A 14,734-nucleotide genomic window follows, 5' to 3' on the forward strand; every position below is an offset into this window, starting at 1 on the left:
GAGCAGGTTTTTTCGGTTTTTTCTATTCAAATGTGAGCAAAACCATTGACAGGATTTTCTTTTAGAGTGATACTTCTATGTAGAGAAAAGTGTACAGAATCAAGAGCCAGAGACATCTAGCCTTGCAACTTTATACATTTTTTCGCCATGAAAGACTCTTCTGCTGAAGGGTTTTTTTCAATTTGATAAAAAAGAATGTGATAATATGAGTCAACTGAGTGTAAGGATGAGAACGCATGGCTTTCTAAATAGACATTTTTCAGGAGAGTCCATTGATTATCGGCAGATTATCGCCCTGTTTATCCCGCTTCTGATTGATCAGGCTTTTATCGTAGGTCTTAATTTGGTGAACACGGCTATGATTAGCTCGTCAGGAATGGCGGCGGTCAGTGCCGTAAATATGATTGATTCATTAAATATTTTTCTAATTAATGTGTTTGTGGCTGTGTCTACCGGGGGAACGGTTGTCGTGGCGCAGTATAAGGGGAGCGGTAATGACCTTATGGTCTCTAAAGCAACCTCCGGTACCATATCCTCCGTTTCCTTGCTGGCCTTATGCATCAGTCTGTTTATGATCGTGTTGTACAATCCAATTTTAAGTGTGCTGTTTGGCTCCGCCTCGCCTGATGTATTGGCTAACGGCAAGGTGTACCTGCTGGGAAGCTGTATGTCCTTTGTAGGGATTGCGATTGTTGAAGCGGTATGTGGAGCGCTGAGAGGGATCGGCAAGACGAGGGCATCGCTGGCTCTTTCGCTTATCATGAACTTTTCGTACGTACTGCTGAATGTCGTATTTATTAACTTGTTGGATATGGGTGTACTGGGCATGACGATTGCAGTCAATGTGTCCAGATATGCAGGGGCTGCCTGCGCGTTGATTTATTTGGTCAGGGTAGATGATGACTTGCGTGTCCAGCTTAGGGATATGCTTTATTTTAATCTGGCTATGCTTAAAAAGATTCTGTTTATTGGTCTTCCTTTTGCGGCGGAACAGATGTTTTTTAATGGGGGTAAAATTTTAACCCAAATTTTCATTGTGAACCTGGGGACCAATGCATTGGCGACGAATGCCATTTGCTCATCCCTAGCTAATGTGTTCCAAATTCCTGCAAATGCTCTGGCTCTTACAATTGTGACCGTGGTCGGTCAATGCATGGGACGGCGAAATGTACACGATGCCCGCAAGTTTACCAAATCGTTTATTTGGCTGTCGTCCGCTTCGTTTATTGTAATGGGGCTGATCCTAATGCCTTTGTTTAAGCCGATGGTAGGGCTGTTTCATCCGCCTGCTGAAATTGTAGATGACATTTTTATGGTCATGCTGATTAATACGTTGGCCCAGATTCCGCTCTGGTCCATCGCCTTTATCACACCTTCTGCGCTTAGGGCGGCAGGTGACTCCAAATTTACGTCCCTCACCTCAATGCTGTCCATGTGGCTATGTCGGGTAGTGCTCGGATATGTTTTGGGTATTGTGTTCAATTGGGGAATTGTGGGTGTTTGGCTGGCCATGGATATTGAATGGGGGGTGCGGGGGATCGTTTTCCTCTGGCGCTTCCGCGGCAACAAATGGGTTCAGCATCGTTTGATCGACTGAATAGGTCCACTACTATAAAATTGACCTCGGATGAGGCCCTTTATAGTAGTGGATTTTTTTCTAGACGCATATGGTTAGGTGCGTATTACTCCATGCTGATCCCTATATTGCCTACCTGCGCTCCCTGCTGCATACGGTAAAAGGCTTGCGCCGTATCTTGTAGAGGGAAGACGCCGTCTATAATGGGATGAAGGGAATGACGCTCCATGAATTGGAGCATATCTGCGAATTCCTCGCTGCTCCCCATAGAGGTACCGATGATGCTAATCTGTGGGAAAAATATGGAGCGAAGCGGAATCTCTATGTGATCTCCTGAGCTTGCGCCAAATGTAACGATTCGACCATCCGGTTTGATGACATCCAAATAATTGTCGAATGTAGCGGGTCCGATGCTGTCAAGGATCAGATCCACGGTGTCTCCGTTCATACTTTCTTTCCAATCGCTATCACTGTCGAATGCATGATGAGCACCATGGGTGAGGGCAGCTTGTTTTTTGGCTTCGCTACGTGATGTGACGCTGAGCCGTGCGCCTGCTGCTAAAGCCATGAGCATGGCATACGTGGCTACCCCGCCGCCAATACCGGGGATGAGCACATGATCCCCTTGCTGAAATTGGCCTCTAGTGAAGAGAGCGCGGTAAGCGGTCAAGGCAGACAGAGGCAGTACCCCAGCTTCTTCCCAAGACAGGTAAGCTGGCTTGCGGACTGCATTTTGAACGGGAATGATAACCGATTCGGCCAATGTTCCATCTGAAGGACCACCCAGAATGGCAGGAACCAAGGGAACGAGGTGCGCCTTTTCCCATCCGATACAAGGATTGATGATTACTTCAGTGCCAACCAGCGAGTTTGGAACGCCAGCGCCTACAGCTTCGATCACGCCTGCTCCATCCGATCCGAGAATGAGTGGAGCATCGTTGTTGGTTCGATCCGCCATGAGGAACAGATCCCGATGGTTCAAGCCCGCGGCTTTGAGTCTGACCTTCACTTCGCCGTGCCCCGGATGTCTGTCCGTAACGTCCTTATACATCAGGCCCTCAAGGCCGCTTTTGCCGGTATGTATTACAGCTTTCATTTTAAAGCCTCCTGTAGTCGATTTTAGATGCATTTGCATGTACTTTGAATTGTACAGAGCGGCAAGCATCCGGTAAAATGAACAAAATCGAACGTCAGTATCATAAATGATCATACCAACCAGGTGATGTATATATGGAAAGCAGTGATTTGAAAATTTTTCGGGCGGTTGCTCGCGAGGGCAGTATCACAAGGGCTGCACAAGTGTTGAACTATGTACAGTCCAATGTGACCTCGCGGATTCAGCAGCTTGAGGCACAATTGAACGTACCGCTATTTCGCAGATCTAACCGCGGAATGACGCTAACGTCGGCAGGAGAGAATCTGCTGGAGTATGCAGAATCCATACTGACCTTGCTCGACGAGGCAGAGAAGTCTACTCAATATTCGGCTCAGCCTGCGGGACCGTTGCGACTGGGCTCGATTGAGACGACTGCGGTTACGCATCTAACCTCATTATTGACGGGATATCACGCTCAATACCCTGATGTGCATCTGTCGCTTATGACCGGGGGGACGCATGCTCTTGTACAAAAGGTATTGAATTACGAGTTAGATGGGGCATTCGTCTATGGCCCTGTCGATGATCCCAATATAGAGCATATGGCGGCTTTCGAAGAGGAGTTGGTGCTTATTTCGGAACCGGGAGAAAGTGATATGAGCAAGTTGCTCGCCAAGCCTATGCTGTTCTTCGATATAGGCTGCACACATCGGGCAAGAGCGGAAAGCTTTCTGAGCGAAGCAGGTGTAGATGCGTATCAGACTATGGAATTTGGGACATTGGAAGTCATTGTGGGTGGTGTAGCCTCTGGCCTGGGGGTGTCCATGCTTCCACACTCGTCAATTGTAAAGGCGAAGGAGGCAGGAAGGATTGCTTCGCATCGTTTACCCGAAACATATAGCAAATTAGAGGTGTGGTTTGTTCATCGGCGGGATTCGGCTTACTCCAGTGCGCTGTCAGGCTTGCTCCACTGGATGAAAAAGGATGCTATACTTAACTAGGATTAAATTGACATCAGGGGTGTATCATTTGGAAGAACATCATTTATCGAAAAATCCATCTACAGTAGCACCGGGAGAATTTGTGAGGAATGGCGGCTATCAACGACGAGAACCAGATAGGATGGCGGTATTATCAGAGACATACGGAGCCTCTATCTTTTTCAGAAGATGGGCCGCCTGGATGATTGACTTCATTCTTATCGTCTTTGGGTATGGAGGGCTGGTTTATTTCGCAGCGAAGAAACTATCTGAAACGGAAACTCCAAATCTGGGCATGGTAGTGATTCTCTTCTTGATTGGCTCTTTCTGCTATTATCTGTTACTGGAAGGACTTACAGGCTATACGCTGGGCAAGTTTGTACTTCGTATTCAGGTTGTGAATGGAGAAGGAAGGCCACCAGGCATGATTAAATCGTTGATCCGTACGCTCATATATCTGGTGGATACGAATCCGCTGCTTTTCTGGGGGCTGCCCGCCGGCATCTGTGTGCTGGTGACACCTCGGAAACAACGAATTGGAGATATGGTCGCCAATACATATGTAGTTAAGGTACGGGATTTGGGGAAGGTAGGCAGAAAGAAAAACGGAATTATTGCAGGAGCAATCATCCTGATGACGATCGCTTCGATTGTCTTTGCTGTATCCTTAATTTCTACGCTCATTACTCAAATCGTGAAGCCAGAGGTATTTATCAGTAAGGATAACCAGTTTGCGATTACGGCTCCGTGGAATTGGTCACGAGATAATATGATTAATGAGGAAGCGGATATTTCCATTAAAAATGAATTTACCGATAGATATTTGATTGTATTGTCTGAACCGAAAAGCGACTTTGACAGCAGTATGACCCTTCAAGAATATAAAGGGATTATTGAAGACCATTTGGTGTCAGAAATTACGGACCCCGAATTGGGGCTGGCCTCCGACAGGGTGGTGAATGGATACCCAGCCATTGAATTCACCCTAAAAGGAGAAGTAGACGGGATTCCGATCATGTATAATGTGACCACGATTGAAACGCCTTCGCATTATCATCAAGTGCTTGCTTGGACCTACGCTTCCCGGTACGGTCGAGCCCAGCAAGAGCTGCGCAAGATTAGAGACAGTTTCCGTGAAATGAACATGATGTAACGTGAACATGAAGCAGCCACTATATTCGAAGTTATTAGGGTAAACAAAAAAAGCAGATAGCTCATAGGAGCATCTGTTTTTTTTGTATTTAAGCTGAATTTAAAAGATGAACATCAAAAAACGGAGCAGGCAGAATAGTGCTGGACAAGCAAAGCGGTGGAGTTGGGAAACACTATCCGCCTGCGTAGTGGCGTTATCGTAGATTTATATAGATCATTTGGTCATACAATAGAATGTCTGATCACTCGTAATCCAGCCACTTTCGCCACCTTGCCTTGTGGATGGGCTTTGAATTGAATTGTCACTTCATTTTTGTGGCTCGTCACAGACAGAGGCAACTCATAGGCAAACGTCTCGAATTTATTCATTTCCTCGGATTCCAGCTTGCCTTCTCCCAAATTCTGACCATCTGCGATGATGTCAAAGTCACGATGAGAGCGGTCGGAGTCCTTCAGATAGGTCACTGCTAATTGGACAGGCTCATCAGGGAGCACCTTCATGACAAAAGAGAACCAGCCCCCAGGCCATGTATCGCGATATTTGCGGTTATAGATGGACCCCAAGCCTACATGTTCGCCAGTAAAGGCATGATCCCGTTCAGGCTGCATTTCGGCAGGCTGCACAACATCCACTGTACGTCGTTCCAGTTCCAGCTGGTACGCTAACGCGGTACGGTATTCTGCCTCTGTTGATGTCCACTCCTCCTTGGAAAAGAGATCCCAATAAACGGTATAAGAACGATCATATATCTGATAAAACGGACGAAGCTTCAACTCTCCGATATAACCCAGGTCGCTTAGATGGAATGTATTCGGCTCGATCCTGTCAGCAGTCAGCTTGGTTGCCAAGGAATCAGCCGATCCGATCAGAACAGATGCCAGCAGACGTTCCTCGTTGGACTCCTGTTCAACAGGACCCAGATCTCCAGCCAGCACAAGTGGACCGTACATGAAGGCAATTCGTCGCGGATTATCTGGCATTTCCTCAACTCTTACTGTCATAGGAATATCGTACTCGACCGTATCTCCATCGTTCCATTCCCGTTCAATTACAATATAGCTGGTAGGACATGCCTCTGCGGCATACTCTTCCCCGTTGATCTTAATCATCATGCCCTGCTCCGCCCAGTGTGGGCATCTTAGCTTGATCGTGAAGAACTTGGGCTCCTTGCTTATGACACGCAGCGTTCCTCGCCCATTTTGCGGAAAGAGAGTTTCTTGTTGGAGCTGTACATCCATTTCCCCCCACGTCACAGTAGAAGGGACATATTGGTTAACATAGATTGTATTTGCTGTGTGAAAATAAATCGCGGTGCCGTACATAGAGTGACTCTCCATACCGGACCCGACACAGCATGTAAAATCCTCATATTGAGAATTGAAGGACTTGTGTCCACCCATTTCCAGCGATACAAAATAGCAAACACGTCCATCTACAGGCTGCTGTGAAGCCAGAATATGATTAAACATTGCCCGTTCATAGTAGTCGGCATAAGCTGCGTATGCGTCCCATTCGAACATATGTCTTGTTAATTTCAGCATATTGTAGGTGTTGCAGGTTTCACAGGTGCCCTCACCCAAACGATCATTCAGCTTGCCAGGTTCACCAAAATGTTCATTATAGCTATTGCCGCCGATTACGTAGGAATGCTTGTGAACCACCCGATCCCAGAAAAAGCGGGAGAGGTCCGCATATAGAGGTTTGCCTGTCACTTCGAACTGCCGTGCTGCACCAATGATTTTAGGAATTTGCGTATTAGCATGTCGTCCTGCCAGCGTATCGCGGCTGTCTGCCAGATCATTCAGCACTTCTCCATGATAAAAGCGTTCCGCCAGATTCAGAAAGCGTGTCTCTCCAGAATGTTCCGCCAGATCGGTCAGCACCTCGTTCATGCCGCCAAACTCGCAATGGAGCACCTGTTGCACCTGTTCATCGCTCAGTCCTTGGAATACATCCTCCAGCCAGTCGCCGAGTTTGATTTCCATCGCTAATGCTTTGGGATGATGAGCGAGTAGGTGGGCATCACGCAAGCCTGCGAAGAGCTTGTGCATCGTATATAGCGGTACCCAACCTCCGTTAAGATCAAAGCCCTGGGAACGAATATCTCCGGATTTGACCTCTTCAAAAATCTCTTTCCCGCGCGGGATACCGGAAATGTATCCGTTTCCATGACTGTTTTGGCATATCTCCAACTCGTCGATCACATAGTTTACTCGTTCCAGCAATCTTTTATCGCCTGTAGAGGCAAACATTAGTGCACAGCCAGACAGGTAGTGCCCAAGTGTATGTCCACTGATGCCGCGTGCTTCCCAGCCTTCATAATGAGCCGCTTTGGGTTCCAAGCCCGCATATTCACGAAAACGTGACAATAAACGGTCGGGTTCCAAACCCAGCAGATAGGTCGTATTCAGTTCCATAGCGTGGTAAAGTGGGCCGGAATCAATACTTACTTTATGCAAGTCAAAAGCTTGTGCTTTCAAAATCATCGCTCCTTAGCTAAGATGGAAGTGTATATTTCTCCACTACATTAGCATTGCAACCGCGGTATGTCAGTAGCTTAACCATACAATGGGTGGACAAATCCGAACATGAATCTAAAGAGGCGATAACATGACCTATCTGAAAGTGAATGTAGATACTCCGATCCAACTAATCTCGGCAGGCGAGTTTGTTTCCGAGGTGCCATGGAAGCATATGAGCCGTTCCATTGAGAACTTTGAGTTGATCCTGGGTGTCCAAGAAACGGTATATATACGGGAGGAACAGGAGGATTTTGAAATAGGGGAAGGAGATATTCTATTGCTGTACCCTGGTCGTACGCACCGAGGATACCGGGAATCATTGCCGGGGGTTAAATTTTATTGGTTTCACTTCGATGTGCCTGCGACCCCGAATGTATTATCTAGTGAGGAAATGAAGCAGGAAACAAGTGCTATGGACGGGCTTTTGCAGCGTCATGGCGTAATGCGCGATATCTATTTACCGCAAAGTGTACAGGCAGATAATGGAGATCGGATTCATATTATTGTCAATCAAATTTTGCATGTCGCCAACTCACATTATCTTACATATCACAGTGCTAACTATTTGTTCACCTCACTGCTGATTGAGATATCTGAACTGGCCCTCAGTCGCTTGATCTCCAATCCTGTCCATTCACAGGGGAACGTGAGTATGAACAAGATTATCGAGTGGACTCGAATTCATGCTGAGGAACCGCTGACCGTGACCGATCTGGCTCGGAAGTTCAATTACAACAAGGATTATATATCTCGTTTATTCAAGCAAAATACGGGCATGCGCCCCTTGGAGTTCATTCACAGTATTCGAATCAACAAAGCGAAGGAACTAATTTCCCGTACAGATATGAGCATTAAGCAGGTTGCGGAGGAAGCGGGATACACGGATGAGAAGTATTTTATGCGATTGTTCAAAAAGCGAGTCCATATGACTCCCTCGCAATACCGGAATGCCTATCACAAAACATTTATGAACAATGTCTAGTCCATTTCCGCTTTACAGCAGGCATGGCTTATCAGACTATAATTTGATAATCTGATTTAAGAGAGATTGAATGAGAGTGCAATACATAATACTTTGTTAAAAGGGGCGAGTGAGATGCTACAACCACCATTAAAGGAAGAACTGACTCGAATACTCGAAGAGCATTCACTTGGTGAAGAATTAAAAAAAGAGATCAATCAAGAAGCTCAAGCTGCTATACAATTTCATCTAGATCATAAAGAAAATTACGAGCGTGTTGGCAATAGTCGAATTGCTGGCTACCCGGATTTGCCCCCCTCAATCGAGTGGCCGTGTGATTCAGACGGAGAATATTATACGTTTATTGCTCAGATCAATCTAAGCGAGTTGCCTTTTTCACCATTCGAGGGATTGCCTCATCAGGGCATATTATACTTTTTTCTTGGGCTGGATGAGCCAGCTTATGATATTGACCATAAAGTCTTTTACTATAACGGTGACAGCAGCGCTTTGAAGAAAACTTTGCCGCCGAATGGGAAGGTTGAAGTATGTGCCGAGAACAGGGATTTCACCTCGTATGCAATTTCTTTTCAGCCGATCTTGACGCTGCCATCGGAGGGTGAGCTGGGAGATATCCTTTTAGATCAGTACGAAGAGCTTTATGAGCTTCTATATGAACATAGCGACACGGTGTGGGGACAGCATCAGTCTTTTGCCGGGAATACTCGTCGGGATGCTTATCTACGCCGAAACGGGCTGGAGGGTCTTCTATTTAACTGGCATAAGAGTGAGAGTCAGATCCACCAGGAAGCCGAGCAAGCTATGCATAGGGGAAGTACGGAGTATGCGGAGCAGTTACGATCTGAAGTGCTGCCTCAGCTGCAAGAATACCAGGCGAATCGGGAAAAGCACGATCAAGCTTCGGAAAATTGGCATGTTTTGCTCTCTGTATCATCCTTGAATGAGGTCGGTATGTGCTGGTGGGACGCAGGGTATTTGGAGTTTTTTATAGATCAAAGGGATTTGAAAAACCTTGATTTCACGCGAACGTATGTCAATCTGGCTACGAGCTAGCCGGGGCGCCGATGCTGTCATTGAGAAACGTGATACGTCTAAAAATTGGGTCACACTTCATAAACCTAAAGAAGAGAAACAGTTCGCTGGCCTTAAAGCGGACGGTTATCAAATTGATTTTGCATACTATACAGAGGGAAAAGATTTGATTGTCGAATCGAAATCCGGTTCCCCTGGCTTCAAAGGTGTCAGCCAAACAACGATGCGAATTAACGGCAAAGAAGTAGTACCTGAGATCATTGCGAAGGGTATGGTATCCACAGGCGTTAATGTTGATCGTTATAAAGATATTAAATTAGACGGAAGATTGGAACTAAATCCTGGCATCTACAAGTACAGTGATCCTGGACGTGATATTGAAGTTGTTTTGAAATAGATAGGGCGTCCGCCGCCTATTCTACAATTACGTAAATACAAAAGCCCTTCCGGCTTTCCATGAGGGAAGCAGCGGAAGGGCTTTTGTTATATATACTTGCCTATGCGGGGAGTGTATTTATACCCGCTGCACGGTAAACTCGAATTCCAGCTTTTGATCGGCTGGGATTTGATATTCTTCATGTACTGGAGCACCCCAGCTGTCGTCGCCGCCTACGCCCATTTGCTTGCCAGCTACGGTGACAACGGTGTAATACACGTTTGGTAACTCATACACATGGTATGCACTTTCCAGCTCGAACGCTGTATACGGCGATATATTGCATTCCACCGGCGCGGTGGCAGGTGCGGTAATGCGGATGCCCCGCTGGGAATCGTCAGTAATATCGACACGGCGCACGCCTGTACGATTGCCGGATTCCTGTGGCACGACATACCCGGACACGTTATCCGCAGCTTCGTTGCGGAATACGCCAAGTCTAGCACCGAAGGCCCGGTCGATGTAATTCTCCTCTGGTCCCATCGCATACCAGTCCAGATGGCGGTAGTCCGCTGGAACCTTGAACGAAAGGGCAAAGATCGGCAGGTTAGGCAGTCCCGATACACCTTCATAGGTGGATTTTACGTTCAGACTGCCATCCGCCAAGACGGTATAGGCTACCGTTACCTGTACGTCGGCATGAATGCTCAGCGTGTAGCGGAACGTAATGGTCACACGGTCTGCCTGCTCTTCCGTGACCTCGATGTCCACACATTTACGCGTCAGACTTGCAGCGAACCAGCCACCAGCTTCAAAACCGAGTGCGGTACCCCGATCATTGTCTGTGGTCGCCCGCCAGAACAACGGGGCAGGAGGCGTAGCGATCATCTCACGTCCCGCGTAGCGAAGTGAAGTCAGGCTGCCTGCTCCTTTGGAGAACATGATGCTGAAATCTGTACCGTGAACGCCAATATTTACATCGCCATGCACCACTCGTAGGGCTCCACCTGTAGGAGCTTTCAGCGGATTTGGATTTTCCACAATGAAAATATGCTGTCCGAAGGCTACTTCATGCCCAGCCTCAGCCCAGAGCGTCGCTTCCTTCAATACAAGCGCCGTGTGAATGACATATTCCCCAGGCTTCCCGTCTGTGCTTGGGAACGTCAATGGAATATAGGCTTCGGTCTGAGCCGCCACATCCACATGACTCACATTTCGCGTGATCTCTTGACCTTCATGCAACAGGCTGTATACCAGTTCATAGTCCCCTGTTCCCTCGAACAGGTTTTCATTGCGAATGGTCACACCTTTGGTATCCGGGATGAGCTTCAAATTTTGGTACAGGAATTTGACCTCCTGCATCTTCGGTGAAACCTTCCGGTCCGCATAGACAATTCCGTCCGTACAGAAGCCATAGTCTGTTGGACGGTCGTCAAAGTCGCCGCCGATCGCGAGGTACTCGCGTCCGTAACGATCTTTTTTCATGACCGCTTGGTCGATGTAATCCCAAATAAAACCGCCCTGATACAGCTCGTATTTGTTCTCCAACTCGGTATACTTGTGCATGCCGCCCACAGAATTGCCCATAGCATGCATGTATTCGCAACTGATATACGGCTTTTGTGGATTGTCATTCAAGTATTGCTCGATATCAGCGGGCTTGGCGTACATCCGGCTCTCCATATCGCTGGTATCATCATACGTACGATTGTGAAACACGCCTTCGTAGTGTACCAGACGGCTCGGATCGGTGGACCGGAAATAATTAGCGACATTGCGTAGCACTTCGCCTGCATACGACTCATTTCCGCAGGACCAGATCAGAATGGATGCATGGTTTTTGTCCCGTTCCAGCATGGAAATAGCGCGATCCATAACGATATCCTGCCATTCAGGCAGATTGGCCGGAATATTCCACGAAGGCTCGACCGCGCCGAGTTTTTGCCAGGAACCGTGTGTTTCCAGGTTCATTTCGTCAATCACGTATATCCCGTACTCATCGCACAGCTCATACCACAGTGTCTGATTCGGATAATGAGAGGTACGTACAGCGTTCATATTGTTCTGCTTGAGTGTCCGAATATCCCACAGCATATCTTCACGGGAAATTGCACGCCCGGTACGAGCGTTAAATTCATGACGGTTCACGCCCTTGAACACAATGCGCTTGCCATTCAGATGCATGACCTTGTTCACCATCTCGAATTTGCGGAAACCAACCTTTTGTGGGATCACCTCGACGAGTGTTCCATCGGCATCATAAATTTGAATGAACAACGTGTACAAATAAGGCCTTTCCGCGCTCCAGCGCTCTACTTGCTCCAAAGTTGCTGACAGCGAGGCGATGCCATCTGTAAAGTCAGCTTTCAAAGAAGCTACTATATGTCCGGTGGCATCCTTCACATCGACAGTTGTATGGGCTGTTGCTGGTTGCTCCAAAGTCAGTTTCAATTCCAGCAGGCCCTGCGTGTAGGTAGCATCCAGGTCCGCCTTGGCATGCAGGTCGCGTACGTGAACAGTAGGGATCGTGTACAAATATACGTCTCTGAAAATGCCGGAAAAACGCCAAAAATCCTGATCCTCCAGCCAAGCTCCCGTACTTCTTTGATATACCTCTACCGCCAGCTTGTTTTCGCCAGCTTGCAGGTAGGGTGTCAGTTCAAAATCAGACGGTGTAAAGCTGTCCTCGCTGTAACCGACAAATTGTCCGTTCAGCCATACATAGAAAGCCGACTCAACACCTTGAAAAGAAATGAACACAGGCTGCGCGTCAGAAGCCATATTTTCAGGCAAAACAAAGCTTTTGATATAGCTACCGACCGGATTGTGGTCTTGTGGAATATGAGGTGGACGAACGTCCGAATGTCCGTCCCACGGGTACATCGTATTGGCGTACTGCATTTGGCCGAAGCCTTGCGTCTGAATATGACCTGGTACCTGAATATCGCTCCAGCCGCCATATTCAAAGTCAGGGGCATAGAATTCTGCTGGGCGAGTGGCTGGATTCGTCGCATAGTTGAACTTCCAACTCCCATTCAGGCTGTGACGCCAGACCATATCGGCCTGGTGTTCTGCTTCCTGAAGCGTGGTGTAATATTTATGATCGGAATAGGCAGGCAAGCGATTTACGGCGAATTTGGTTACATCGGTGAGCCAGTCCAGACTAGGGGTATGAATGGTCAAGGCGAACACTCCTTATTTTTAAATTGAATGAAGACCGTATACAGAAATCTATTATTTTACCGAGCCGACCATACCTGCGACAAAGTGCTTCTGCATCAGGAAGAATACCAGTGCAGTCGGCAATGTGGACAGGACAATGGCAATCATAATAACGCCGTAGTCCGGTGCATAGCTGGAGCCGAGGTTCGAGATCAACAGCGGGATGGTTTGATTTTCTGGCGTTTGCAGTACAATCAGAGGCCAGAGGTAGTTGTTCCAGCTGGACATGAACGTGATAATTGCGGCAGCGGCATAGGTTGTTTTCATCGTAGGCATATACACCCGGAAGAACAGACCCAGCTCGGATAATCCATCCATCCGGCCAGCTTCCAGCAGATCCTTGGGAAACATCTTGGTGCTTTGACGGAAAAAGAAGATCAGGAACGCCGTAGTTACGGTTGGAATAACGACAGAAGAGAGCGTATCAATGCCGATCCACGGTATCACATTAGAAATGCTGCCGAACATCCGGTAAAGCGGGATCATAATCGCCGCAAACGGAATCATCATCGACATCAGCAGGATATTGAAGACAACGTCTTTCGCTTTACTTCTGTAAATTTCAAAGCCATAACCAGCCAGTGATGCAATGAGCATAGCCAGCAACGTCGTTGAGATGGAAACCTTTGCAGAGTTACTGAGCGCAGTAACGATGTCTACTTGTTCGAGCAGATTGTGCATGTTATCCATCAGGTGGGAGCCAGGCAGAAGCTTGCCTTTGGTCACATCGACTGACAGGTTCGTGGAGCTGGATAGCATCCACAGGAACGGGAAAATCGAAATGAATGACACAAGAATCAGAAAGGCGTACGTAAATGCTCTTTTTGTTTTCATCATTTTTTCTCACCTGCCACTTTAAACTGGATAATCGACAAGATAATGATCATAATGACGATGGAATAAGATACGGTCGCCGCATAACCAAAGTCGGATGAATACTTGAAGGACAGATTATAAATATATTGCGAAATAGAAGATGTCGCGTTACCTGGTCCACCTTTGGTAATATTCATGATTTCATCGAAGAGCTGAAGTGTACCAATCGTCGATGTAATCGAGGTGAACAGGATAATCGGCTTAAGCAGTGGAACGGTAATGCTGAAAAACTGCCGGATCGGGGAAGCTCCGTCAATACGGGCCGCTTCGTAGATGGAACTGTCAATGTTTTGAAGACCCGACAGGTAAAAGATCATGTTGTACCCTGTCCAGCGCCATGTGATCGCGATAATAATCGTTACTTTGGCCCAGAAAGGATCTGTAATCCATTGGATTGGCGTGCCAATCACGTGCAGGTTCAGCAACAAGGAGTTTACCAAACCGTCAGCCGAGAACAGATACTTGAAAACAACCGAATAGGCTACAAGGGATGTGATACACGGCAAGAAGATGGCGGTGCGGAAAAAGCCTTTGAATTTCAGGTTTTTATCATTCAACAATACGGAAATAAACAGAGCCAGAATGACCATTAAAGGTACCTGGAAAATTAAGTAGATAAACGTATTCTTCACAGCGGTAATGAACATTTTGTCAGTGAACAGACGCTTATAGTTATCAATGCCGTTAAAGCTCAGATTAGACCCAGTACCCGTCTTAAAGGATAAGATTAGCGCCTGAATCATCGGATAGAAATAAAAGGCGGCAATCATGATCACTGCGATGGATATGAACAACCATCCTGTCATACCTGCTTTAAGACGTGTTGTAGTCATTTTGGGCGCGGCTGTCTTCATACCATGTCAACTCCCTATGCAGCAATAAAACCTTGAACTCGCAAGCCCAAGGTTTTAAGTGCTTA

At 47.1% G+C, this 14,734-nt stretch carries 11 protein-coding genes; 6 read left to right on the plus strand and 5 right to left on the minus strand.

Annotated elements, in window-relative coordinates:
- Positions 1-205 precede the first annotated feature (205 nt).
- Positions 206-1,597, plus strand: a complete 1,392-nt coding sequence (locus MMB75_RS20135; RefSeq protein ID WP_016820153.1) for an MATE family efflux transporter — start codon at positions 206-208, stop codon at positions 1,595-1,597.
- Between the two features lie 85 nt (positions 1,598-1,682).
- Here the strand turns inward: MMB75_RS20135 and MMB75_RS20140 are convergent, their stop codons facing one another.
- Positions 1,683-2,672 (minus strand): zinc-binding dehydrogenase, encoded by a 990-nt coding sequence (locus MMB75_RS20140; protein ID WP_045244944.1) that lies wholly within the window; start codon positions 2,670-2,672, stop codon positions 1,683-1,685.
- Between the two features lie 134 nt (positions 2,673-2,806).
- Here MMB75_RS20140 and MMB75_RS20145 point away from each other — a divergent pair, with 134 nt between their 5' ends.
- The gene (locus MMB75_RS20145; RefSeq protein WP_029515299.1) at positions 2,807-3,673 is read left to right on the plus strand and encodes a LysR family transcriptional regulator; all 867 of its coding nucleotides are present in this window, start codon (positions 2,807-2,809) and stop codon (positions 3,671-3,673) included.
- Positions 3,657-4,805: an RDD family protein gene (locus tag MMB75_RS20150; protein ID WP_019685814.1), complete on the plus strand. Its 1,149-nt coding sequence runs from the start codon at positions 3,657-3,659 to the stop codon at positions 4,803-4,805. The genes MMB75_RS20145 and MMB75_RS20150 overlap by 17 nt, the downstream gene beginning before the upstream one ends.
- A 221-nt stretch (positions 4,806-5,026) precedes the next feature.
- On the opposite strand, the gene MMB75_RS20155 is transcribed toward MMB75_RS20150, so the two are convergent.
- A complete protein-coding gene (locus tag MMB75_RS20155) occupies positions 5,027-7,285 on the minus strand; it encodes a glycoside hydrolase family 127 protein (RefSeq protein ID WP_019685815.1) in 2,259 nt (752 codons plus the stop codon).
- 130 nt (positions 7,286-7,415) lie between these two features.
- Here MMB75_RS20155 and MMB75_RS20160 point away from each other — a divergent pair, with 130 nt between their 5' ends.
- The 3 genes from MMB75_RS20160 to MMB75_RS20170 all read left to right on the plus strand — a co-directional run bounded on the left by MMB75_RS20160 (position 7,416) and on the right by MMB75_RS20170 (position 9,738).
- Positions 7,416-8,309 (plus strand): AraC family transcriptional regulator, encoded by an 894-nt coding sequence (locus MMB75_RS20160; RefSeq protein WP_016820157.1) that lies wholly within the window; start codon positions 7,416-7,418, stop codon positions 8,307-8,309.
- A 114-nt stretch (positions 8,310-8,423) separates the two neighbouring features.
- On the plus strand, positions 8,424-9,362 hold the full coding sequence (locus MMB75_RS20165) for a YwqG family protein (RefSeq protein ID WP_019685816.1): 939 nt from the start codon (positions 8,424-8,426) through the stop codon (positions 9,360-9,362).
- Positions 9,322-9,738 (plus strand): hypothetical protein, encoded by a 417-nt coding sequence (locus MMB75_RS20170; protein WP_226888813.1) that lies wholly within the window; start codon positions 9,322-9,324, stop codon positions 9,736-9,738. The genes MMB75_RS20165 and MMB75_RS20170 overlap by 41 nt, the downstream gene beginning before the upstream one ends.
- A 117-nt stretch (positions 9,739-9,855) precedes the next feature.
- On the opposite strand, the gene lacZ is transcribed toward MMB75_RS20170, so the two are convergent.
- From lacZ to MMB75_RS20185, 3 genes are read right to left on the minus strand one after another with little or no spacing between them, the layout of a single operon-like run.
- The gene (gene lacZ, locus MMB75_RS20175) at positions 9,856-12,900 is read right to left on the minus strand and encodes a beta-galactosidase, LacZ type (RefSeq protein WP_019685818.1); all 3,045 of its coding nucleotides are present in this window, start codon (positions 12,898-12,900) and stop codon (positions 9,856-9,858) included.
- 51 nt (positions 12,901-12,951) lie between these two features.
- Positions 12,952-13,776 (minus strand): carbohydrate ABC transporter permease, encoded by an 825-nt coding sequence (locus MMB75_RS20180; RefSeq protein ID WP_013368914.1) that lies wholly within the window; start codon positions 13,774-13,776, stop codon positions 12,952-12,954.
- A complete protein-coding gene (locus tag MMB75_RS20185) occupies positions 13,773-14,669 on the minus strand; it encodes a carbohydrate ABC transporter permease (RefSeq protein ID WP_016820161.1) in 897 nt (298 codons plus the stop codon). Before MMB75_RS20185 ends, MMB75_RS20180 begins: the two co-directional genes overlap by 4 nt.
- Positions 14,670-14,734 lie beyond the last annotated feature (65 nt).

Source organism: Paenibacillus sp. P2(2022), from assembly GCF_029522175.1.
Taxonomy (GTDB): domain Bacteria; phylum Bacillota; class Bacilli; order Paenibacillales; family Paenibacillaceae; genus Paenibacillus; species Paenibacillus polymyxa.

Excerpts from the sequence above, each read along its gene's own strand:
- MMB75_RS20185 (WP_016820161.1), bottom strand. The coding sequence starts at position 14,669 with ATGAAGACAGCCGCGCCCAAAATGACTACAACACGTCTTAAAGCAGGT.
- MMB75_RS20140 (WP_045244944.1), bottom strand. The coding sequence starts at position 2,672 with ATGAAAGCTGTAATACATACCGGCAAAAGCGGCCTTGAGGGCCTGATG.
- MMB75_RS20150 (WP_019685814.1), top strand. The coding sequence starts at position 3,657 with ATGCTATACTTAACTAGGATTAAATTGACATCAGGGGTGTATCATTTG.
- MMB75_RS20160 (WP_016820157.1), top strand. The coding sequence starts at position 7,416 with ATGACCTATCTGAAAGTGAATGTAGATACTCCGATCCAACTAATCTCG.
- MMB75_RS20180 (WP_013368914.1), bottom strand. The coding sequence starts at position 13,776 with ATGATGAAAACAAAAAGAGCATTTACGTACGCCTTTCTGATTCTTGTG.
- MMB75_RS20135 (WP_016820153.1), top strand. The coding sequence starts at position 206 with ATGAGTCAACTGAGTGTAAGGATGAGAACGCATGGCTTTCTAAATAGA.
- MMB75_RS20165 (WP_019685816.1), top strand. The coding sequence starts at position 8,424 with ATGCTACAACCACCATTAAAGGAAGAACTGACTCGAATACTCGAAGAG.
- MMB75_RS20145 (WP_029515299.1), top strand. The coding sequence starts at position 2,807 with ATGGAAAGCAGTGATTTGAAAATTTTTCGGGCGGTTGCTCGCGAGGGC.